The organism is Lysinibacillus sp. NPDC086135 (genome assembly GCF_044746345.1).
Lineage (GTDB): Bacteria > Bacillota > Bacilli > Bacillales_A > Planococcaceae > Lysinibacillus.
The window spans coordinates 1-21,428 of the sequence record NZ_JBIVCA010000031.1; the positions used below are offsets into that span (position 1 = coordinate 1).

Annotated in this window: 20 protein-coding genes; 7 read left to right on the plus strand and 13 right to left on the minus strand. The window is 36.4% G+C overall.

The annotated features are described in order from the left end of the window. Positions 1 to 189: 189 nt before the first annotated feature. The 8 genes from ACIPKN_RS25265 to ACIPKN_RS25300 all read right to left on the minus strand — a co-directional run bounded on the left by ACIPKN_RS25265 (position 190) and on the right by ACIPKN_RS25300 (position 8,280). Positions 190 to 822 (minus strand): response regulator, encoded by a 633-nt coding sequence (locus ACIPKN_RS25265; protein ID WP_400941513.1) that lies wholly within the window; start codon positions 820 to 822, stop codon positions 190 to 192. Next, positions 819 to 1,856, minus strand: coding sequence for a PAS domain-containing sensor histidine kinase (locus ACIPKN_RS25270; protein WP_400941515.1), 1,038 nt, complete (start codon positions 1,854 to 1,856; stop codon positions 819 to 821). The genes ACIPKN_RS25265 and ACIPKN_RS25270 overlap by 4 nt, the downstream gene beginning before the upstream one ends. Positions 1,857 to 1,937: 81 nt before the next feature. Beyond that, on the minus strand, positions 1,938 to 2,276 hold the full coding sequence (locus tag ACIPKN_RS25275; protein WP_400941517.1) for a rhodanese-like domain-containing protein: 339 nt from the start codon (positions 2,274 to 2,276) through the stop codon (positions 1,938 to 1,940). Between the two features lie 180 nt (positions 2,277 to 2,456). Then, positions 2,457 to 3,878 carry an MBL fold metallo-hydrolase gene (locus ACIPKN_RS25280; protein WP_400941519.1) on the minus strand — a complete coding sequence of 474 codons (1,422 nt, stop codon included), beginning with the start codon at positions 3,876 to 3,878 and terminating at the stop codon, positions 2,457 to 2,459. 21 nt (positions 3,879 to 3,899) lie between these two features. Beyond that, a complete protein-coding gene (locus ACIPKN_RS25285; RefSeq protein WP_400941521.1) occupies positions 3,900 to 4,463 on the minus strand; it encodes a helical membrane plugin domain-containing protein in 564 nt (187 codons plus the stop codon). A gap of 25 nt (positions 4,464 to 4,488) precedes the next feature. After that, positions 4,489 to 5,682, minus strand: coding sequence for an NAD(P)/FAD-dependent oxidoreductase (locus ACIPKN_RS25290; RefSeq protein WP_400941523.1), 1,194 nt, complete (start codon positions 5,680 to 5,682; stop codon positions 4,489 to 4,491). Positions 5,683 to 5,938: 256 nt separating this feature from the next. Next, positions 5,939 to 7,582, minus strand: a complete 1,644-nt coding sequence (locus ACIPKN_RS25295; protein ID WP_400941526.1) for a sensor histidine kinase — start codon at positions 7,580 to 7,582, stop codon at positions 5,939 to 5,941. Next, on the minus strand, positions 7,579 to 8,280 hold the full coding sequence (locus tag ACIPKN_RS25300) for a response regulator transcription factor (RefSeq protein ID WP_400941529.1): 702 nt from the start codon (positions 8,278 to 8,280) through the stop codon (positions 7,579 to 7,581). The genes ACIPKN_RS25295 and ACIPKN_RS25300 overlap by 4 nt, the downstream gene beginning before the upstream one ends. A gap of 103 nt (positions 8,281 to 8,383) precedes the next feature. Between ACIPKN_RS25300 and ACIPKN_RS25305 the strand changes: the two genes are divergently transcribed. The 3 genes from ACIPKN_RS25305 (at position 8,384) to ACIPKN_RS25315 (ending at position 10,901) form a co-directional block, all read left to right on the plus strand. Then, on the plus strand, positions 8,384 to 9,559 hold the full coding sequence (locus ACIPKN_RS25305) for a DUF418 domain-containing protein (RefSeq protein WP_400941532.1): 1,176 nt from the start codon (positions 8,384 to 8,386) through the stop codon (positions 9,557 to 9,559). Positions 9,560 to 9,764: 205 nt separating this feature from the next. After that, entirely contained in the window at positions 9,765 to 10,319 is a 555-nt protein-coding gene (locus ACIPKN_RS25310; RefSeq protein ID WP_400941535.1) for an SLOG family protein, read from the plus strand. A gap of 267 nt (positions 10,320 to 10,586) precedes the next feature. Further along, the gene (locus ACIPKN_RS25315; RefSeq protein WP_142510590.1) at positions 10,587 to 10,901 is read left to right on the plus strand and encodes a hypothetical protein; all 315 of its coding nucleotides are present in this window, start codon (positions 10,587 to 10,589) and stop codon (positions 10,899 to 10,901) included. A gap of 96 nt (positions 10,902 to 10,997) precedes the next feature. Here ACIPKN_RS25315 and ACIPKN_RS25320 read toward each other — a convergent pair whose 3' ends face one another. From ACIPKN_RS25320 to ACIPKN_RS25330, 3 genes are all read right to left on the minus strand, one after another. Then, positions 10,998 to 12,326 carry an L-cystine transporter gene (locus ACIPKN_RS25320; protein WP_305067666.1) on the minus strand — a complete coding sequence of 443 codons (1,329 nt, stop codon included), beginning with the start codon at positions 12,324 to 12,326 and terminating at the stop codon, positions 10,998 to 11,000. A 311-nt stretch (positions 12,327 to 12,637) separates the two neighbouring features. Further along, the gene (locus ACIPKN_RS25325) at positions 12,638 to 13,594 is read right to left on the minus strand and encodes a GGDEF domain-containing protein (protein ID WP_400941539.1); all 957 of its coding nucleotides are present in this window, start codon (positions 13,592 to 13,594) and stop codon (positions 12,638 to 12,640) included. After that, positions 13,554 to 14,453: an EAL domain-containing protein gene (locus ACIPKN_RS25330; RefSeq protein WP_142510593.1), complete on the minus strand. Its 900-nt coding sequence runs from the start codon at positions 14,451 to 14,453 to the stop codon at positions 13,554 to 13,556. Before ACIPKN_RS25330 ends, ACIPKN_RS25325 begins: the two co-directional genes overlap by 41 nt. 535 nt (positions 14,454 to 14,988) lie before the next feature. On the opposite strand from ACIPKN_RS25330, the gene ACIPKN_RS25335 reads away from it, so the two are divergent. The 4 genes from ACIPKN_RS25335 (at position 14,989) to ACIPKN_RS25350 (ending at position 18,906) form a co-directional block, all read left to right on the plus strand. Further along, positions 14,989 to 15,174: a hypothetical protein gene (locus ACIPKN_RS25335; protein WP_142510594.1), complete on the plus strand. Its 186-nt coding sequence runs from the start codon at positions 14,989 to 14,991 to the stop codon at positions 15,172 to 15,174. After that, positions 15,164 to 16,582, plus strand: coding sequence for an amidase (locus ACIPKN_RS25340; protein ID WP_400941544.1), 1,419 nt, complete (start codon positions 15,164 to 15,166; stop codon positions 16,580 to 16,582). Before ACIPKN_RS25335 ends, ACIPKN_RS25340 begins: the two co-directional genes overlap by 11 nt. Positions 16,583 to 16,761: 179 nt before the next feature. Beyond that, positions 16,762 to 17,922 carry a PucR family transcriptional regulator gene (locus tag ACIPKN_RS25345; protein ID WP_400941547.1) on the plus strand — a complete coding sequence of 387 codons (1,161 nt, stop codon included), beginning with the start codon at positions 16,762 to 16,764 and terminating at the stop codon, positions 17,920 to 17,922. Positions 17,923 to 18,024: 102 nt separating this feature from the next. Beyond that, a complete protein-coding gene (locus ACIPKN_RS25350) occupies positions 18,025 to 18,906 on the plus strand; it encodes a DMT family transporter (RefSeq protein ID WP_400941588.1) in 882 nt (293 codons plus the stop codon). Between the two features lie 42 nt (positions 18,907 to 18,948). Here the strand turns inward: ACIPKN_RS25350 and ACIPKN_RS25355 are convergent, their stop codons facing one another. Then, a complete protein-coding gene (locus tag ACIPKN_RS25355; RefSeq protein WP_400941550.1) occupies positions 18,949 to 19,518 on the minus strand; it encodes a YitT family protein in 570 nt (189 codons plus the stop codon). A gap of 372 nt (positions 19,519 to 19,890) precedes the next feature. Further along, positions 19,891 to 20,412 carry a DUF2179 domain-containing protein gene (locus ACIPKN_RS25360; RefSeq protein ID WP_400941553.1) on the minus strand — a complete coding sequence of 174 codons (522 nt, stop codon included), beginning with the start codon at positions 20,410 to 20,412 and terminating at the stop codon, positions 19,891 to 19,893. Positions 20,413 to 21,428: the final 1,016 nt, after the last annotated feature.

A 21,428-nucleotide genomic window follows, 5' to 3' on the forward strand; every position in this document is an offset into this window, starting at 1 on the left:
AGTCACAGTGCCAAATGAAAAAAGCGAGGTATTCAACGATTTAATCGTTGAATACCTCGCAATGTGAAAAGATATAGACTTTTTCAGTGCCCTCCTCACGTCCGAGTGATCTTTTGTAACCAGTTTAATGCTTTTGACATATTATTTGTTCATTGGACATAGCACACAGCTTCTAGCAACGACACGTTGTTACATATAGTTATTTGCAAGCCCATACTGAATAAGCTCAGCTTTATTACTTAAATCGAGCTTTTGCATAATATTTGATTTATGATTTTCAACCGTTTTACTACTAATATATAGCTGCCCAGCAATTTGGATATTCGTATACCCTAGAACTGTTAACCTCATTATCTCCTGCTCACGCACAGTTAAAATGCATTGATCTTCATGCCCTTTATGTTCAAATAATTTATCCATCTGCTCCTGTGGAATACCAACGTTGTAATATATGCGACCACTATATACAGCATGGATAGCCTCATAGAGAATTCCACCTTGACTATTTTTTAAAATATAGCCATGGGCTTCAACAGCAATCGCTTTTTGAATATAAGCAACTTCATTGTGCATTGTTAACATAATAATTTTGACGTTAGGTATTTGCTTATGAATTTCTTGAGTAGCCGTAAATCCATCTAACCCATTCGGAATGGAAACGTCCATCAAAATGACATCCGGGTTTAATGATATTGCCTGAGTAATCGCCTCCGCTCCATCACCCGCTTCACCTACAACCTCTATATCCATATAATTTTCCAATAAAAGAACAATTCCTTTACGGATTAGCACATGATCATCTACTACTAAAACACGCATCATCTAAAGTCATCCTTCCAATTAGGTACTTGGATGCTAATTTGTGTACCTTTATTGTGAGCTGAAGTAATATTAAAAAATCCGCCTAATAATGTAATTCGCTCCTCCATATGCTTTAAGCCAAGCCCTTCTTTCTTCACTTGCTGTAGATTAAATCCTACGCCATCATCTTCTATATTGAGCGTTAAATTTGTAGCTTTCTTTTCGAGCCGAATGACGACTTTAGAAGCTTTGGCATATTTAGTAATATTGTGTAAAGCCTCCTGTACGACGCGATAAATATTGATTTCCACAGATGGATGACAACGTTCTTCAAAATCTGTTTCTAACGATATAGTAATATCAGGATGTACCTTTTGCACTGAATCGACAAGAGTGCCTAATGTAGGTGTAATCCCTAACTGATCAATGCTATGAGGGCGAAGTTGATAAGAGTACAGTTTAATATCATTCATTACTTGCTCTAGCTCATTGCGTACTTCTTCAATATACATATTTAGCTTTTCATTGTTTTTGACATAAGATTCAATCGCTTGTAGTGCAACAGATACTGTATATAATGATTGACCAACGCCATCATGTAATTCCTGCGCAAGCCTTTTATGTTCTTCCTCTTTTGCCTCAATCAGCTTTTTAATAATAAGCTTTGAAATCCGGGCCTCTTCTTCCTTTAACTGAAGGGTCTGATCTCGCAATACTAGCAGAAACTCTTGCTCGTTTGTTTTACCGTCTGTATACATCAATGCCGTGCTCATTTCAACATCTATCTTACTACCATGATACGTCGGCATTTTCGATAAAAAATAGGGAATCTCATTATGCTCTATTAAATAACATGTATGTTCGCTTGGAGACTTTTGACGGTTTTCACAAAATGAACAAAAGGGCACTCGATCTCCTAATTTCCATCCTGTTAACCGCTCCGCCGAGGGATTCATCATTAAAATCTCACGTTTGTGATTCATAATCATAATTCCATCTTGAATATATTGAAATATTTGCTGTAAATATAGCTGTTCTTTCTCCAATTTAAACACACTCCAGACTTAAAATTGAAAGTACAACAAGAATCAATGCATTCCTTTAAGTTTCCTTGTTACCAACCAACATACTCTGCCCTATACTTTTTCTTCAATCAAGCTATAACTCTTAACTTCATGCCCTGCTTTCCGAATGATACGAACACTCATATTTTTTTCTAACTGTGTTGATGCAATAATATGAAGGGGCTTTTTTGGTAGTTCATGTATGTGACGGACCAAATAGGAAATCGGTAAATTTAATGCATTTGGTGTAAGTGATTTGTAAGAATCATTGTAATCACGTACATCCACTATCACCGTTCCCACATTTAACTCTTGCGGTAAGCACTCCTGTATTTGACGCACTGGGACATGGCGTTTATAAATAATTCTACCAATAATAAGAAGGAATATACTAAAACTTACAATAATCATTTTTTAACCCCTTTTAACGAGAAAAAGGTTGTCTAAATTCGTTTAACTTTTACAGACGAGTCTCATAATCCATTTTTATTAAACATAACGATTGCTACTTCTCATCTTCCAAAGTACTAAGCAAAGAAAAATGGCAGACTAGTATTACTAGTATGCTATTTTTCTTTTAGAACAACCTCTTTAAATAAAACTTTCTTTTTTAACCATTACCTCTTGTTGCCAGGCCATGTAGCCGCCCGTTAAATTTACAATGTTATGAATGCCATTTGCTTTCAGTACACTTACAGCAATTGCAGAACGAGCGCCGCCTTGGCATTGTACAACAATTTTTTTATCTGTTTGCAATTCATCTAAACGTTTAGACAATGTACCAACCATAATATGCTGAGCGTTTTCAATATGCCCCGCATCATATTCTGTTTGATTGCGCACATCCAGCACATGAACTTTTTCATTTTCAATTAATGGTTTCGCTTCTAAAGGCGTTATATTTTCATAACTTTCTAGAGCATTAGCCTCTTCCAAAACTTTCGTCACATCCCCATAACCAACAACATTGTCGATACCAATAGAACGTAAAGCTATTAAAATATCATCCAGTTGCGAAGGATTAATTAGTAAATATAATGGTTTTGTATAATCTACTAGCCAACCAGCCCAATTTGTCAATGAATTATTGTAAGGAATGTTTAGTGTACCTGCGATAAATCCTTGTGAAAAGTCTTCCGCTGGACGTGTATCAATAACTTGCTTTCCATCCGCAAGAAGTTGAGCAACCTCTTCATAGCTTGACACGACCTTCACTGGTGATAGATTTTTAATAAGCTCTATCCCTACTTTATTGACACGCTTCATAACAGCGAAATAATAAGGAGGTTCCGGTTGCCCATCTAGTAACGCGTCAATAAATTTTTGCTCATCATCAAATTGCATAGCCCAGTTGAATTGTTTCTCATACCCAACTGTTGAAGACGGCACAGCTCCTAATGCTTTACCGCAAGCACTACCTGCTCCATGAGCCGGCCAAAGCTGCATGTAATCTGGTAAAGCCTTAAAGCGTTCTAATGATTTAAACATTGCTTTGGCGCCCGATAATGATGTACCCTGAATCCCAGCAGCTTTTTCTAGTAAATCAGGGCGTCCAATATCACCTACAAAGACAAAGTCCCCCGTAAAAATCCCCATTGGTTTATCTGCTACGCCGCCACGATCCGTTAATAAGAAGGAGATACTTTCAGGCGTATGCCCAGGTGTGTGCATAACTTTAAAGATAAGATTACCTATACTAAATTCATCACCATCTTTTAATAATTGATGAGGAATACCTTCCAGGTTTTGATATTTCCAATCAGCATCCCCTTCATCGGAAATATACATCTTTGTTCCAACACGGTCTGCTAACTCACGAGACCCCGCTACAAAATCAGCATGGATATGCGTTTCTAATGCGCCAACAATTTGCATCTTTTCTTTTTCTGCTAATGCAAGATAGGGTTCAATATTACGCATCGGGTCAACAATGATCATTTCACCTTTCGCCTGACATCCCACAACATAAGAAGCGTGTGCTAATTTTTCATCGTAAAAATATCGTAATAACATGTGTAAAACTCCCCTTTATACTTAGTTTTTTTCTTTTAAAATATCTAATGCCGATTGGACATAATTAAGTGATTTTTGAACAGCAGGATCTTTCAGCCATTTAACAATTGAAAAAACATTAATATGCTGAGGCTTTTCTTCTGCTCTTTGCTGTACCATTTTTAAGAAATCCAAACCTGTCTTTCCTTTTTCAACATACGGATCGATATAGCTCTTTAAATTATTCATTGTATATTCTGTCGTTTGTTTATCCTGAAGTACTGCTTTTCCAAAATCAACGATGTTTTCTAACTGATGAATGATTTGAACAAGCTTTGGCAATTTCTCTATAAGCTGTACAATAGCTGTTATCGTTTCTGAGCCTACATTATAAGTAGTGACAAATTGTTCGTATCGATCTATTGTCTTTTCATCCGTCAATACCGCTTTTCCAAAATCCACAACATTTTCAGCTGAATCTATCGTTTGCTCTACATTCGGTAATTTATCCAACAATCGCTGTAAAGAGTGTCGGACTTCTGGTTTCTCAAGCGTTTCGATTATTCGATATAATTCTTCGCTCATACTTACCGTTGCATTAGCCATGCTTGTCGCCTCCCTTCATTTGTAATTACATTGTGCCTTTCAACATGCCATCCCAGTACATGACAGGCAGTAAATCCTTTTTCATGAAATACATACTGGATCTTTCCACTGCCTGGTTAAAAGGCATAGATTCGACAGGCTCTTTATTGTAATCAAACTCAGCTAGTATCAGTTTGTTGTAGCCTGTTACAATCGGGCAAGAAGAGTAACCATTATACATTTGTGTCATTGGCTGTTGTCGCATTAATGCAATAAGATTTTGTGCAACAACAGGCGCTTGCTTGCGTATAGCTGCACCCGTTTTGGAGGTTGGGAGATTGGCATTGTCACCTATTCCAAAAACATTGCTATACTTGTTATGTTGCAAAGTAAATTTGTCGACATCTACCCAGCCACATTCGTCTGCTAATGCACTTGTTCGAATAAATGCAGGTGAACACATATAAGGTGTTACATGAATCATGTCGTATTTTATTTGTTCTAATATGCCCGTATCTAAATTTTCAAAGATAGCTATTTTTTCATCAGCCTTAATTTCAATCAAATTACGACGGAATCGAGCATCAATATTTTTCCGCTCAATTACCTTTTCAAGTGCTTCACGGTATTTTAAAACATCAAAAATTGCTGGATTGGCCGAACCAAAAATAACGTTAATATTGTCACGAACATTGACGTTATTAAAATGGTCCTCTGCTAAATGCATAATTTTCTGTGGAGCACCGCCACATTTTACTGGAGTGTTTGGATGTGTAAATAATGCTGTTCCCTCTTTAAAATTACGGATTGTTTCCCACGTATAATCCACATGCTTAAAAGAGTAATTACTGCATACACTTTTAGTCCCAAGTGCTTCCTTCAGCCCTTTAATAGCACCCCAGTTAATCTCTATCCCACCGGCGACTACTAAAAAATCATACGTGTATGTTGTACCATCTTGTGTTAGCACCTGGTTTTGATTGGGAGCAAAACTACTAACAGCTTCTTTTAACCAAACAGCTCCTTTAGGAATAACGGACCTCATTTCACGTTCAGAGTCCCATTTATTTGCTGCACCACCTCCCACCAATGTCCAGAGTGGTTGATAATAATGTTTTTCTGCAGGATCTATGATGGCAATCTCCCCTTGAAGCGAATGAGATTGACGAAGTAAACGTGCAGCTACTGAAATGCCAGCAGTTCCTCCTCCAACGATGACTACTTTAAAAGAAGTCTTCATGTGTACATCCTCCTTATCATGCTGTCTTTCGTATACAACTTTTACACCTTAATAATAGGTATAAGAGAGAGCTGTTCATATAGGGGTAATCCCCTAAAAAAATTACACACCAATACTCAAATAGCACAAAAAGGCAGTACAAGGTGAATGTTTCATCACTTGTACTGCCCAAATTAACAGTGTTTTCTTTACTTTATCAATCAAAAACGAGCTCATTATCATAACGCGGTGTTGATTCTTCGAGGCCAAAAAACTCCTATTTACATTTAAACTTTATGACAAACACTGTACCTTCCTCTCCCGATTGGACACTAATGGTACTATTGTGTAAATCAATTAATTGCTTAGTAATAGCCAATCCCAGGCCTGTACCCGTTGTATCATCTGTAGTATTCGTACCTCGATAATATCGCTCAAAGAGGTTATCGAGCTCCTCCTGAGGAATTCCCGGACCTCGGTCGGCGATTGTCAGCATAATCTCCTGTCCTATATTTTGCGCTTCAACGTTTACCTTTGTACCGTCAGGCGTATATTTTTTAGCATTGGTTATGAGATTATCTAAAATGCGCTTTAATAAAAGCTCGTCCGCTTCCAACATAACATCCCCATATACGTTTACAGACACTTGCTCATCTGCAAATTGAGGTAACCACACATTAAGTGGTATCAATACTTTTTCAAGCTGGATCGCTCTATTTTTTAATTGGTACGTATATGTTAAGTCTTTTATAAGGGCATCCATGTACGTTGCCTTCTCCTGCATCGTAGTTGCAAAGACACGCATTTCTTCCTTCGTCCACTCATAATCCTCAGAAGCTAGCATTGTTGAATAACCATAAATAGAGCTTAACGGTGTCTTTAAATCATGGGATAAGCCTGTTATCCATTCCTCACGTAATCGCTCTGCATGCTTAATTTGCCTTTCGTTGGAAGAGAGGCGTTTTGATAAGTTATTAATCGATTCATCGACTGGCTGAAATAATTTAAATTTCCTCTTTAACTTCCCTGTCTTCCGATGATGGATATTTTTATCTCTTACTTTACTGTAGTCAAACTGCGTCAGTCGCTCGATACGAGATAATACATAAACGAGTGGGCGTACAAATTGACGAGAAATGCTAATCGATAAAAAGATGATCCCTATTAACAATATAATATGCCCACCAAAGAAGACGGAAACAAATAAAACCATCGCTTTATTAAAAGGCTCGTCAAATGGTTTGTACGCTGGATTCGGCATACGTACAACTAGTGTCGAGCCATCCTCTAAAGAAGCATTTCTTGAAAGCTCTTTATACTCAAAAATATCGTAGTTCTCTTCCAACAATTGAGGCTTATGGAGCTTCTTATGGCGTTCACCAATGACTTCTACACGATCCCACTGCTCATTATAGATTTCAACAGATGCCTTCTTATCCTGCAAACGTTGGAGCAGTTCTGAAGAAATCTCCCCTTTATCCTTCCAATCTCGAACTACTTCCTCAAAAAGCGGTTGGACAGGTAAAGCCGGAAGGAATAACAAATGGTATTTAGGAATCTCCCACGTGTGCATCCCTGGCCGTTTAAGAGTCATTATTTCGTTATCTGTCATACTACATAGTTCACATGTGTCTCCCGTGTAATCAACAATGTCCATCGATTGATTGAACAAATATAATTGCCCCAAGTTCTCCTCAGCTCGCTTCGCTAAGTAATCAGCAATCTTAATGGAATTTCCTTTTTCTACGACAGCATCATCTTTAATTTCAGAAACACTCATTATATGAATATCGTCACCGACATGATGATTAATAAAGTATGCAAAAGACACCAAACTTATAATAAAGCCAGTAATAATTAGTAAATAAAAAATGATGAAATAAGATACAAAACGAAGCGTTAATCTTCTAGCTGGCTTCATGAATGAACATCTCCAACAAGTTTATAACCAATCCCCCTTACAGTAATAATGCAAGTTGGTTTACCCGGATTCTTTTCTATTTTTTCTCGCAGTTTTCGAATATGAACCATCACAGTATTATCATCAAACAAACAGTCACCCCATACACGCTCATAAATTTGCTCCTTCGATAATACTTGCCCTACATTTTCACATAAATATTTCAATAAATAGAATAATCTACCGCTAATAATTTCTTTTGTACCATTTACAGTCACCTCTGCTGCATCGATATCGAATGTAAATCGACTACATGAAAATAAATGACTACTCGGAGCATCTTTTTCCTTCATATATCTGGTAAGCTGAACCTTCACCCTCGCAACAAGCTCAAGTGGATTAAATGGCTTCGTAATATAATCGTCTGCCCCGTTCATAAAACCTCGAAGCTTATCTGCATCACTACCTTTTGCCGTTAAAAAGAATATTGGCGCTTCACTTTGCTCTCGAATCATATTCGCCATATCAAGTCCGCTACCATCCGGGAGCATAATATCTAATAGATAGAAATCAAAAACCTTCTTTTCAATTTTCCTTGTTGCTTCTTGAACAGTGTCGCAAAGTGTAATGTTTAAAAATCCTTCTTTTCTTAAGATAATTTCAATCATTTCTGCAATTGCACGTTCGTCCTCTAATACTAAAATTGACGCGTCTTGCATGCTATCACCTTCTTTTAAGAATACTTTAAGGTAGCCATCATTTTACTATAAGCTTTCTCAACTACACTATGTATAAGATAACCAATTAAGGAGATAAAACACAATGACAACTAACCGTGTTACCTTTATTGATACAATGCGTGGTTTTAGCTTATTCGGCATCTTAATGGCGAATTTGTTGATTTTCCAGTTTGGCATGTATGGTAAAGATGAACCAAAAGATCTATCCGCCCTCGATAATGGAGCCTGGTATTTTGTAAAAATCTTTATAGAGGGATCCTTTATGCCGATCTTCACCATTTTATTTGGCTTCTCTCTTATTAAGCTGATAGAGTCTATTCGTAGAAAAAAAGATAAGAGTCGATGGTCCATTTTACGCCGCGCAACAGGGCTAATTGCTTTAGGTTTACTACATAAAACATTTTTATGGGACGGCGATATTTTATTTTCCTACGGGATGATGATATTGTTTTTAATTCCATTTATTAATCGTAAACCGAAAACTTTATTCATTTGGGCTGGTATCTTCTTAGTACTTATTACTAGCTTATCATTTGGTTCCACAGAAGAAACGAAAAAAGAACAGCAAGAGTTAGCAACCTATGTAGAAAAAGCTGACAATGTATACGCTAACGGGAGCTACTTAGACATTTTTAATTTCCGTGCAAATGATGTACCTCCGGGTATGGATGATGCAGGATTAGTCTTTATCTTATTAGTGTTCCTTGCACCAATGTATACCTCTGCATTGACCCTTTTCGGCATGGGGCTTGCTAAAAAGCGAGCTTTTGTGAATATGGAAGATGAAAAGAAATGGTATAAGCTCGGCGCTCTGCTTGTTCCAATAGGGCTAGCTTTAAAGAGTCTGAGTTTTATTATAGAAAGCAGTTTTTCCGGTATGCTGTTAATAGGTGGATCTGAATTATTAGCAGTTGGCTATGTCTGCCTCGCAGCTTTAATATATAAAACTCGCCCAGTACAACGTCTCGCTCCTGCCTTTGAGAGTGTCGGTAAACTATCATTAACTAATTATCTAATGCAAACTATTATTTGTACAACAGTATTTTATGGATATGGTCTAGGCTTATACGGCAAGTTAGGCGTGTTTGGCGGTATATTATTTGGAATCGTCGTGTATAGCTTGCAATGTGTTTTCAGCCTTGCCTATTTCAAGAAATTTAAACGTGGACCATTTGAATCCGTACTGCGTGTATGGACGAATTGGTCTTGGAACGGACAGATTAAAATAAAACAGAAAGGAAGTACTTTACATGAATAGTGGCTCCAAAGAGGACTTTACAGATACATGGTGGTTCTTAGGAATCTGTACTGCTGTAGCTGCCGTTTTAACACTATTTGCTTTTTAATATAACAATCAACTTTACTTGGGAACAACTATACAACAATATCTTGGAATTCGTTTTCGTTCGCCCCCTACTGTATACTATGACTACACATACTATACAGCTTAGGGGGCGTTTTTTTTGCTACAGCGAATAATTATTACTGGCTATAGACCACATGAATTGGGCATTTTTAATGACAAGCACCCCGGCATTGCCATTATAAAAAAAGCACTCGAAAACCGTCTGCGTATATTGATCGATGAAGGTTTAGAATGGGTGATTATTAGTGGCCAGCAAGGTGTAGAAACATGGGCTGCTGAGGTTATACTTATGTTAAGAAAGGAATTTCCTCATTTAAAATATTCTGTTATCACTCCTTTTTTAGAGCAAGAAAAAAATTGGCAGGAACATAAAAAAGAGAAATATCAAGCATTAGTAGCTCAAGCAGACTTCGTAACGAGTGTAACGAAAAAACCATACGAGGCTCCGTGGCAATTTATCGAAAAAGACAAATTCATTATCCAAAATACAGATGGTCTGCTACTTATTTATGACGAAGAAAATGAAGGCTCCCCGAAATATATGAAACGTCTAGCAGAAAAATATATGGAAACACACGACTATATACTTTTGATGATTACCGGTTATGATTTACAAGTAGTAGCAGAAGAAATGCAGCAACAAGATTGGTAGGGAAAATATTGCTATAATTTTCCGATAATTATATACTTGAACTATATTAGTCATAGACTTATGGATCATCATAATAGTGTGTGGTTGATCTCCGTTCCGACTGGGCGCTTTCCAGGGGGCGTCCAGTCTCACTCCAATCAACTTATATAAAAAAATATCATCCCTAATTTTAGGTGATAAGTACTAGCAATAGGTTACTTCTTTTTTTAAAATTCACATCTTTTTTCTACCCTTTAGTGCTAATTTCTAAAAAGGAGCTGCTAACATTTGAGTAAAAAAATCGAAATGGTTCTTGAATCGTCGCCGGTGAATGTTTCTCATGATACGTACCGCAGAGAATGCAAATATACACGCGGGATTCATATTGAAGAACAAGAGTTTAAAGCAATTTTGGATGCAATGTGCCACGATTCTCGCTTGTATTTTGATTTCCATAATCCACGCAGGGAGATTAAAAAAGGAACATATTTAAATGGACACTCTGGGTTAGCGCGTAGTATTTATAATTACTATAAAACAAATCATAACATTGAACTGACAGAGATTATAAACGGTAAAGATTTTTATGTAAAAATAATATAAAAATTTCATATTATTAAAGTGGGTTGTTTCTTACATAACAACCCACTTTTATGCCCGTAAAAAAGAGCTACCCTCTATGAGAGTAGCTCTGTCTTTTTATAAATCTGAAACTTGAGCACCTAATTCTTTATTATTGTACATTTCAGTGTCCAATTCTTTTGTAATACGTGCTGTTGTCACACCTGCAGTCATTGAACCACTTACATTAAGTGCGGTACGGCCCATGTCGATTAATGGCTCAACTGAGATTAATACACCCGCAAGTGCAATCGGTAAATTAAGTGCTGATAATACTAGAATTGCTGCGAATGTCGCACCACCACCAACACCAGCTACACCAAATGAGCTGACAGCTACAACTGCAATAACAGTAATGATAAATACTGGATCAAGTGGATTAATCCCAACTGTCGGTGCAATCATAATCGCTAGCATTGCAGGATAAACACCAGCACAGCCATTTTGACCAATAGATAGACCAAATGAACCCGAGAAGTTCGCAATACCCTCAGGTACACCAAGACGACCTGTTTGTGTTTTAATGTTCATTGGTAAAGCACCTGCACTTGAACGTGAAGTGAAGGCAAATAATAATGTTTCCGCAGTTTTCTTTAAGTACGTAAATGGATTTAACCCACTTAAAGTAAGAATTAATAAGTGTACGATAAACACGATAATTAACGCTACATAAGATGCAACAACAAACTTACCTAGGTTATAGATTGCCCCGAAATCAGATGTCGCAACTGTACGTGCCATAATTGCTAAAATACCATATGGTGTTAAACGTAAGACAATTGTTACAACGCCCATTACTAATGCATAAATGGCATCCAAGCCCTTTTTAATAGTAGCTGCAGTGTCTCCATCCTTACGTGCTACACGTAAATAAGCAAAACCTAAAAATGCTGAAAAAATTACAACAGCAATTGTTGATGTAGATCGAGCACCTGTTAAATCTAAAAATGGGTTCGCTGGGAATAACTCAATAATTTGAGTTGGTAAATCCGGCGCAGTTAATCCAGAAGTTTTTTCCTCTAAATACGCCCCACGCTCTGCCTCTACGGCACCTTGCATAATATGTGAAGCATCTAAATGAAACACTGTTGCTGAAAAAATACCAACAGCAGCTGATACAGCAGTTGTACCGATTAAAATAACTAAAATCAGAGCTGCCATTCTTCCGAAGTTTTTACCAACCTTCATTTTCGTGAAGGCGATTAAAATAGAAATAAAAATTAATGGCATCGCAACCATTTGTAGTAATTTAACATAACCAGTACCAATAATATTGTACCAATTTGATGTTTTAGCTAACACATCAGAATCAATACCATATATTAAATGGAGTCCAAGACCAAGTACAATACCTAAGCCTAAAGCCGTAAAAACACGATTTGAAAACTTAACGTGCTTTTTATTCATAAAATATAAAATTCCAACGAATACGAGTAAGACGGCAACGTTAAGAATAATTTGTAATGTAGACAATGAAAAGCCTCCTAAGAAGTTTAATTATAATGTAATCGAATTATATACCTATAATCCCTATAATTCAAGTATGTTTTATTTAGATTAATAATTTTCTAATGTGAAAGAATTTTATTTCTTTTGATTATGCCCTAAAAACGAAATTTAATAAAAAATGCTTATTGAATATGTGCATCTTCTTCGCGGAAAGCGATCGTTATAAAAAAAGACTGTGGGCAAGCTGCCTACAGTCTGACCTCTTTCGTCTAATGAACGAGGTAGGTTTCTTTTTCATTGTCATGAATGAGATAACAACTTCCCGTAATTTTTTTACATTGCTTTTTTACACGTGTCACCGCATCCGACAATTGGTCAACAGATTCAAATTGCTGATATTGATTAGTCATAACCGCAATGGATAGCGTGGTACAAGATAAAGGCTCTAATTCACCAGCTCTATTTTGTACTTGTAAGTATGTTAAATCCCCCACATCATAAAAGCTTAAAATAAATGCATCAAACTCATCAATAATTTTTTGACAGCTTGGGGCAACCTCATAATGCGGAAGAATCGCAACGAAATCATCTCCACCAATATGTCCTAAAAAATCTTCTGTACCCACGATATTTCTTTTCAAAATATCGGTTAAATACAGTAATATCTTGTCCCCTTTATTAAAACCGTACGTGTCATTGTATGATTTAAAATGGTCTAAATCAAAATACATTAAACTATATTGCGGTAGCTGCAATGCTTCCTCTAGCTTTTCATCAATTAATTTATTGCCAGGAAGACTACTTAATGGATTTAAAAAACTAGCAATAGCTACTTGTGTGTCTACGAGCTTCAACAGTAGCTCCCGAATACTTACCACGCCATAATATAAGTCATTCCTTGTTACAACCACATCATCATATAGGTCCTCTGAAGGTCTAGACATTGCTAATGTACTGACCTCTGTTATAGGTATATTGCGATCTACAATGAAAGGATTTTCTTTAATAATAAGCTGATTATGTCGTCCGATAAATAAATTATAGCCATACCTTGTACCAATTTTTTGATAGAAATGTGTACGTGTAATATGGCCAATTGGTTTGTCATCTCGGACAACGACAACACTACGTAATGACGGATTATTTATAAAAAGTAAATCCACCTCTTGATTTTTCACAAATTCATCAATACAAGGAACATTTTCTATGACTTCCCCTATCTTCATGGTCACCCATCCTTATTTTCCCCAAATGTATTTCCTTTGCGGGTTTCCCTACCGCATAACCTTGTGCGTAGTGGATTCCAATAGTATGTAAATACTCAAGTTCTTCCTGGCGTTCAATACCCTCTGCAATAATTTTCGTCTCAGCCTGCTCTGCGTATCTCATCAGCAATGTAACGAGCTGCTGCTGTTCGCTGTTTTTATCAATAAATTGTATTAAAGAACGGTCTAGCTTAATAAACTCAGGCTTTAAGTAAATAAGCGTTTTCAAGCTATTATAGCCTGAACCCACATCATCCACTGCAATTCGGTAGCCCTGTGATCGATAATGTGATAATACACGTTCAAACTGTGCAAAATCTACCACTGCACTACGTTCAGTGAGCTCAAACACTACCTGCTGTGGTTTTATGCCAAGCTCCTTTAATAGCTCCAAGGTTTCACCACTATGGTAGCTTTTATCTAGTAAAACATTAGGATGTATATTGACGAATACTAGAAAATCTCGATTCACCCATTCTCCGTGCAGTCGTTCTTTAAAACGCTGCAGTGAAAGATTACGACAAAAACATTCAAATAAAAATACACAGTCTGTTTGCCCAATAAATTCATAAAACTGATCGACACTATGAAACAATACGGAAGGCTCTGGACGATTTAGTACCTCAAAGCCAACCGTTTGCCTCGTCTGTAAATCGACGATAGGCTGAAAATAAGTATGTAAATTCTTGTCCTGAATAATTTGTTTCAAAGCTTTTAAACGTTTTATATAGAGAGTATTGTTTTGATGCTGCCCGTATAAATACTTTAAATAAGAAAATAAATTACTTGTTTTTATGCTTTGTCTCACAACAGACTCCATTCTCGCACCTCTTAAATTGGTTATTAGGGTCTATTGTACGCTTGGATTGTAAATGTACTGTGAATAATATGTAAAAAGAGGTGGCTCTAGCACTAGAAATCCTTTTCAACCGTTGACATTGCTCTATTAAAAGTAATCTTAATTACTTGATAGAGTAGTATATTTTTCGCAATATACAATATATTCAATCAACTCATTGATATAAATTGTAAATAGTGTATGCTTATAATTAATAGTATTTTATTAACTTTTATAGGAATTTGTTATTTTTATAGTACTACACTAATTCAACCCCATAAGCAAAACGTATACCATGTATTAGTTGATTGGGGTGAAGGCTGAGCAACTCCTTGGGGATCATAGCATCACATATGAAACCCAAGGAGCTCAAGCCTCATCGGACTCCCCCAGGGAAGATCCCAATCGGAGCGGAAATCGCCCTCACGTTATGGCAATAATTCTTTATAATAAAAAGATTTGTTCTTTATAGGAAACCTATTTAGATAAAAACTATTTTCAAGGGAGGATCCTGTTAATGAGTTTGTCGATTCAACAATTATTGGAGAACAAAGGAATTACACCAAAGTCTGAACACCTTGAACTTCTAAAAGCGCGTTGGGAAGGTATGCAATCCCTTCGTGGTAATTTAGAAGGCATCACTATTGATGATGCTGATATCGCTATCCGTAGCATCCCTGGAGGTGACCACATTGACAACTGATTTACACTTAAAATCTGTTGAAGAGTTAGCACCTTTACTTGAAACTAAAAAAATCTCCCCTGTCGAGTTGACGAAAGCAATTTTAGATTTTGCTGAAGAAAGTCAGCCTAAAATTAATTCATATATGGCTTTTTATCATGAAGAAGCCCTAGCACAAGCACAAGTGGTAGAAAAAGAAATTTTGAATGGACAGTATCGAGGAATGTATCACGGGATTCCTATGGCATTAAAAGATAATTTATACTTTAAAGATAAGATAACTACGATGTCATCAAAGATTCATAAGGACTTCATTTCAAATTATGATGCGACGGTTGTTGAAAAGCTTCGTAATGCCGGTGTTATTTTCACGGGTAAATTAAGCATGCATGAGTACGCATGGGGCATCACGAATAATAATCCTCATTACGGACCCGTTCGCAATCCATGGGATTTGGATAAAATCCCTGGCGGTTCTAGTGGCGGCTCCGGCGCAGCAGTTGCAGCAGGGGCAAGCGTTGCATCATTAGGTACAGATACTGCAGGCTCTATTCGAATCCCTTCATCAGCCTGTGGAATTGTCGGCTTAAAGCCTACTCATGGGCGCGTAAGTAAATATGGCTGCTACCCTCTTGCTTGGAGCTTAGACCATATTGGTCCAATGACAAAGACAGTAAAAGACTCAGCTGGCTTACTTGGGATTATTTCTGGATTTGACCATAGAGACCCTACTTGTACAGACGTTCCAACAGAGAATTATGTACAGCAAATCTCGGGTAATGTGAAGGATTTAGTCATCGGCATCAACGAAGAATATTTCTTTAACAGAGTAGATTCCGATGTGGAGAAGGCTGTTCGGGCAAGTATTCAAAGCTTAGTGGATCAAGGAGCAAAGGTTGAGATCGTTCGAATTCCTTCCTTGCAATATGCAGAGTGGGCAGAGCTCGTTACTTCCCTTTCGGAGGCAGCTGCAATCCATCATTCCGATTTACAGAAAAGACCACAGGATTTCGGAGATGATATTCGTCTGTTATTTGAACTAGGTGAATTACCATCTGCGGTTGATTACCTACAGGCTCAACAGGTGCGAAGACAAATAAAGCAAGAATTTACACAGATTTTTAATCAGGTTGATGTACTTATTACACCTACATTACCTGTAGTGGCAAGTACTATTGGTGATGACTTTGCATATTTGAACGGTGAAAAAGTTGATTTAATTGATAATATCATTCGTTTTACAGGCCCAAGTAACTTAACAGGGTTACCTGCCCTTTCCGTTCCTTGTGGCTTTAAAGGTAATTTACCAGTAGGCCTCCAAATCATTGGTCCAGCCTTTAAAGAAGGTCGTATTCTTAACGTTGGATACGCTATTGAACAAACGAATCCAATGAAAAATAGAAAACCTAATATTTTCGCTAATATCTAATTTAAATAATGTGGGCGAATCTGCTTGCTTTACGGACTTTGTCTGTAGAACTTCAGCAGATTCTTTTTAATTGGTTGGTTTATCAGCGATTCGCATTGTCTTATCAGCTATTTCACTGCGCTTATCAGTTATTATAAGTAATAGAAGCTCAATCACAAGAAAGGTTGTTTGATATCCTAATGAACGTAGAGAAGTTTTTACGATTACCTATTACAAAAGATTTTACAGTTATTGCTGGTCGCAATGGTTTACATAAACCCGTTCAAAATGTGGAAATTCTAGACTTTGAATTTTCACCTGATATACAAACTGTGAGAGAAACGATCTTTACACCGAATAGTGTTGTTTTAAGCAGTTTATTATTCGCAAAGCAAAAGCCAGAATATTTATGGAATGCCGTGAAAAACCTTATTGAGCTGGGGGCAAGTGCTCTAGCTTATAAACCTGTTATCTATGAGGATTTGCCTAAGGAAGTAATAGTCTATGCAGATGAGCAAAGTTTCCCGATATTGCGATTTGGCGGAGATGAATTTTTTGAAAAGATTATTTTAGAAACGATGGCCTATGCAAAAACGCAGGACTATTCATTCTTTTTAGATACGATTATGCGACGTATTATGGAGGAAGAAGTAACTGATGAACAAATAAAGTCTATTTTACAGCAAATCAATAAGCCCTTTGAAAAATATATATTTGTTGCTAATATTCAAACGCAAGATCATGCAAATAGTCAATGGATGCAATCCCTTTTCCAATTAGAGCCTCTATTGAAATCTGGTATGATTTGTACCTATAAAAAGAGCCTCTTCATTGTTATGACCCATCCATCACAGCAATTTCAATTTAAAAAAGCTCTCAATGAATGGTTAACGTTGTTTGCGCTCTCGACGGATTCAATGACCTTCGGCTATAGTCGTTGTCACATAACACAAACAGAATTCCCTATTGCTGTTCATGAAGCCTTTTATGCACGCATCATGGCTGAAATTAAAACGGCTCCTATATGTCATTATGAGAACCTCGCTTCCGATTCGTTATTAATTGAATTGCATCGCAAGGACGCTAAATTTGCTATGGACTATGTAAATAGCTATCTTGGTCCCCTATTCGAGGATAAAGTCGATCCGGACTTAACGAAAACAGCGATCACCTATGTCGTAAAACAAGGAAATATTAAAGAAGTAGCCGTTGCTCATTTCTGCCATCCAAACACAATCCGTTATCGTATGTCAAAAATACGTCAGCTAGTAGCACCTTTAGAAAATGATTATGTTTTTTATGAGCGCATAGCTGCAGCCGTTAAATTGTACTTATTACATAGCAAAACGATTGTTGAATGACAGCTTTGGAATAAGTACAAAAAAACGCCTGAATCTTTAGAATTAAAATCAAATTATTTTCTCCCATCTCATGTTATTCTATTGAAGTTAGGAGGAGGAATGATGAAACAATACATAGCTGATGGTATGCTATTAGTCACTGCAATCGTTTGGGGTAGCGGTTTTGTCATAACGGCTATTGCATTAGAATATTTAACAGCCTATCAAGTAATGGCAGGTAGATTTTTATTAGCTTCAATTATCCTGATAGTCTTATTTGGATATAAATTAAAAAAAGTTTCAAAATCAGTTATCTGGAAAGGTATTTTGTTAGGAAGCATTTTGTATATTGCCTTTGCCCTTCAGACAGTAGGGTTACAATATACAACGCCATCTAAAAATGCATTTTTAACTGCTGTGAATGTCATTATTGTCCCAATTATTGCGTTTGCGGTTTACAAACGTCGTATAGATGGCTACGAGATTATCGGTTCGATCATCGCTATTGTTGGTATTGGTTTTCTTTCTTTGCAGGGCTCACTAACAATGAATATCGGAGATGCACTTTCCTTAGCTTGTGCTGTCGCCTTTGCCTTTGATATTTTTTGTACGAACCTTTTTGTCCAAAAGGAAGATGCCATTGCTCTGACGATTATTCAATTTATCACAGCATCTCTTTTAGGTGTTTTGGTCGTAGTCAGTCAAGGCGATATCCCAACTACTCTTGAAAAAGAGGCAATCTATTCAATCGTTTATTTAGCCATTTTTTCAACTACCCTCGCCTATCTTTTTCAAAATATTGCGAATCAATATACATCTGCTACAAAGGCTGCGATTATCCTGTCAACAGAATCCTTCTTCGGCATGGTATTATCCGTTATATTCTTACATGAAGTATTAACAAGTCGTATGGTTGTAGGGGCAGTACTGATTTTACTCGCCATATTAATTGCGGAAGTAAAGCCCGCACATCCTAAAAAGCGAATGATGAAGAGCTCTCGATAACGATTTTCAAAATAGTTTCAGTCCTACTGAAGCTATTTTTTATTAAACACGGCTAGTTATGATACTTGTAGTAATCCCTGCTACCAAAATTGTAATAATAGAAAGCAATAATGTATTAGAAGATAAAAGCAGTCCCCCTATGACGATGACGATTGAATCTATCATAAAAATAAGTATCCCGACATTAATTCCAGTTTTATCACTTAAAAATTGGGCAATCAAATCTGTACCACCAGTGCTTGTCTGAAATCTAAGCATCAAACCAACACCAAAGCCCATAAGTACCCCTCCAAATATGGCGCTATAGATGGCATCTACATGAATAAAATTCCGGACGGGCTTTAGTAAATCGATACTAAGAGAATATGCGAATAATCCATGGATACTATTGTAAAAATACGCTCTGTATTTATACCAAGAAATAACGAAAATTGGGATACTAATAATGATGATCATTAAACCTATTTTAAGCTTATATATATAGTGTAAAATAAGCGCTATCCCTACAACGCCCCCATCTAAAATTTGATAGGGCGTTAAGAATAAGTTTATCCCTAATGCTACCGCTGCACTTCCTATAAGAATGACCAAGCCTTTCGTAAAAAAATACATACAACACCCCTTTCGAGACTTGCATGTTTTTATAGTATGAAAAAATCAATTTGAACATGTTATTGTTCACGTCTGTCGGTATAATAATAGTAATATTTTTTATCGAGCTTGGTCGCTAAATTTCTCACATTTAACTTCTTACAACGGATGTGACGGAATCGGAAAGAGGTCAGTAAAGAATGTTAGCAGTTATCGTGCAGTCCTAAGCACAAAGCCAATTCCGGACGCATTGTTTATCTGCGCGAAAGCGTAGCGACAGCAGCACATTATGCCCGGCATAATTGGGTTGTGATGGTATGATGTTTCGATGGATTGTATAACACAAAAAAATGCCCTTCTGCATAAAGACAAAAGGGCAATGTTAAGGAAAAACTATTTATGTTTTACCTTCATTCGATCCAGTAAAAATCCACCTTTAAATGATTTAGGCTCGTACGAAATAATAAAAGCATTCGGTTCATAATGCTCAACAATTTGGAACAATTCCGTCTCACGGTTTCTCTTTGTTAATATTTCATATTTATAGCTGTTACTATCTCTCCCCTCACCAATGTAAATCGTGACCGCAAACCCTTCATTCCGAAGAAATTTCACAAGTTCTTCATTCTTATTTTGCGTATTAATAGTCGTATAAACATAGCCAATCGCTAATTTACGTTCAATTTTGGCCCCTAAAAATATACCCAACCCAAAGCCAACTGCATAAAAGACCATAGCTAACATACTTTGCTTCCCACTAAAGACGAGTGAAAGGCCAAATACATACACTAACATCTCTAGCATACCGAATATGGCGGCAAGGAAAGTAACGTTCTTCACTAAAAGTATTGTACGTAACGTTAAAAAAGGCACATAAATTAATTGAAGTATTAAAATCAGAAATATACTTTGCATTTTGTAAGAGACCTTTCAAAAGTAGTTTTATTTGTTTTAAATATATGTTGGGACATCGACTTGCATTCTATTAAGATGTATCTATTTTCTAGATTCCCTACCATTTAATATTTAAACATCTACTTTTCATAAAAAAATGTCACCTACTATAGAAGTAGATGACATTTTGTTTATTATAGAAATCTTTTAAACGTCCCATGCATCGGGTCTTCCTTATGCTTTAGCCCAATACTATTTGGGCGGGATACTTTGAGTGGTGGGTATTTAAAGGACACCTTCGAAATGAAGTGTCCACTTTAATGGTTACCCTTTTTAAATGACTAGCAATCCGAATTCATTGGTACTTTATTTTTTATTAGTTCGTCTATGTAATACTCTTTTAACCAAACTTCCAATTTCATTCTTTCTTCTTGACACATATGTGAATTCATAGTTACTTGTAGTTCTTCAATAACTTCTTTAGCAGTCTTTAAATTCATTTATACCCAACCTTTCCATAAGGTTCATGATATTCCATTTCAAACTGCATTACAATACCTAATTCTACCCTTTTATAGGCTAGTCTTATGAAATAAAGAGACAGCCGTAAATTTAATATTCCCCGGTAATAAAGATGAAAAAGAATAAACCTGACCAAAGCAATCCAAATAAAAATAGCAATATTCTTTTTAACTTCATTGGTGATAGGTTAAATACTAAAATAAGTACTGTAAGAAATTAAATCTGTTACACCGAATAAAATAAGTACCGACCCACTCAATATCATTAATGATATTATTATGTTTGCAGTCAACTCCTTGTCATACATAATACTAACAAAAAGCATATAATCAACTCACTGGATATAAATAGATAAAAAATTACTTCCCTTTTTCAACTGGCAATACAACCATTACCATTTATTGCAATAAATCATATAAACTTTCCAATTTATAATCAATAATCTCTAACCATATTTTTCATACACTTTCTGCCTTTTTAGCTGAATAAAAATAGTCATAACCTTGTTGTAAAGT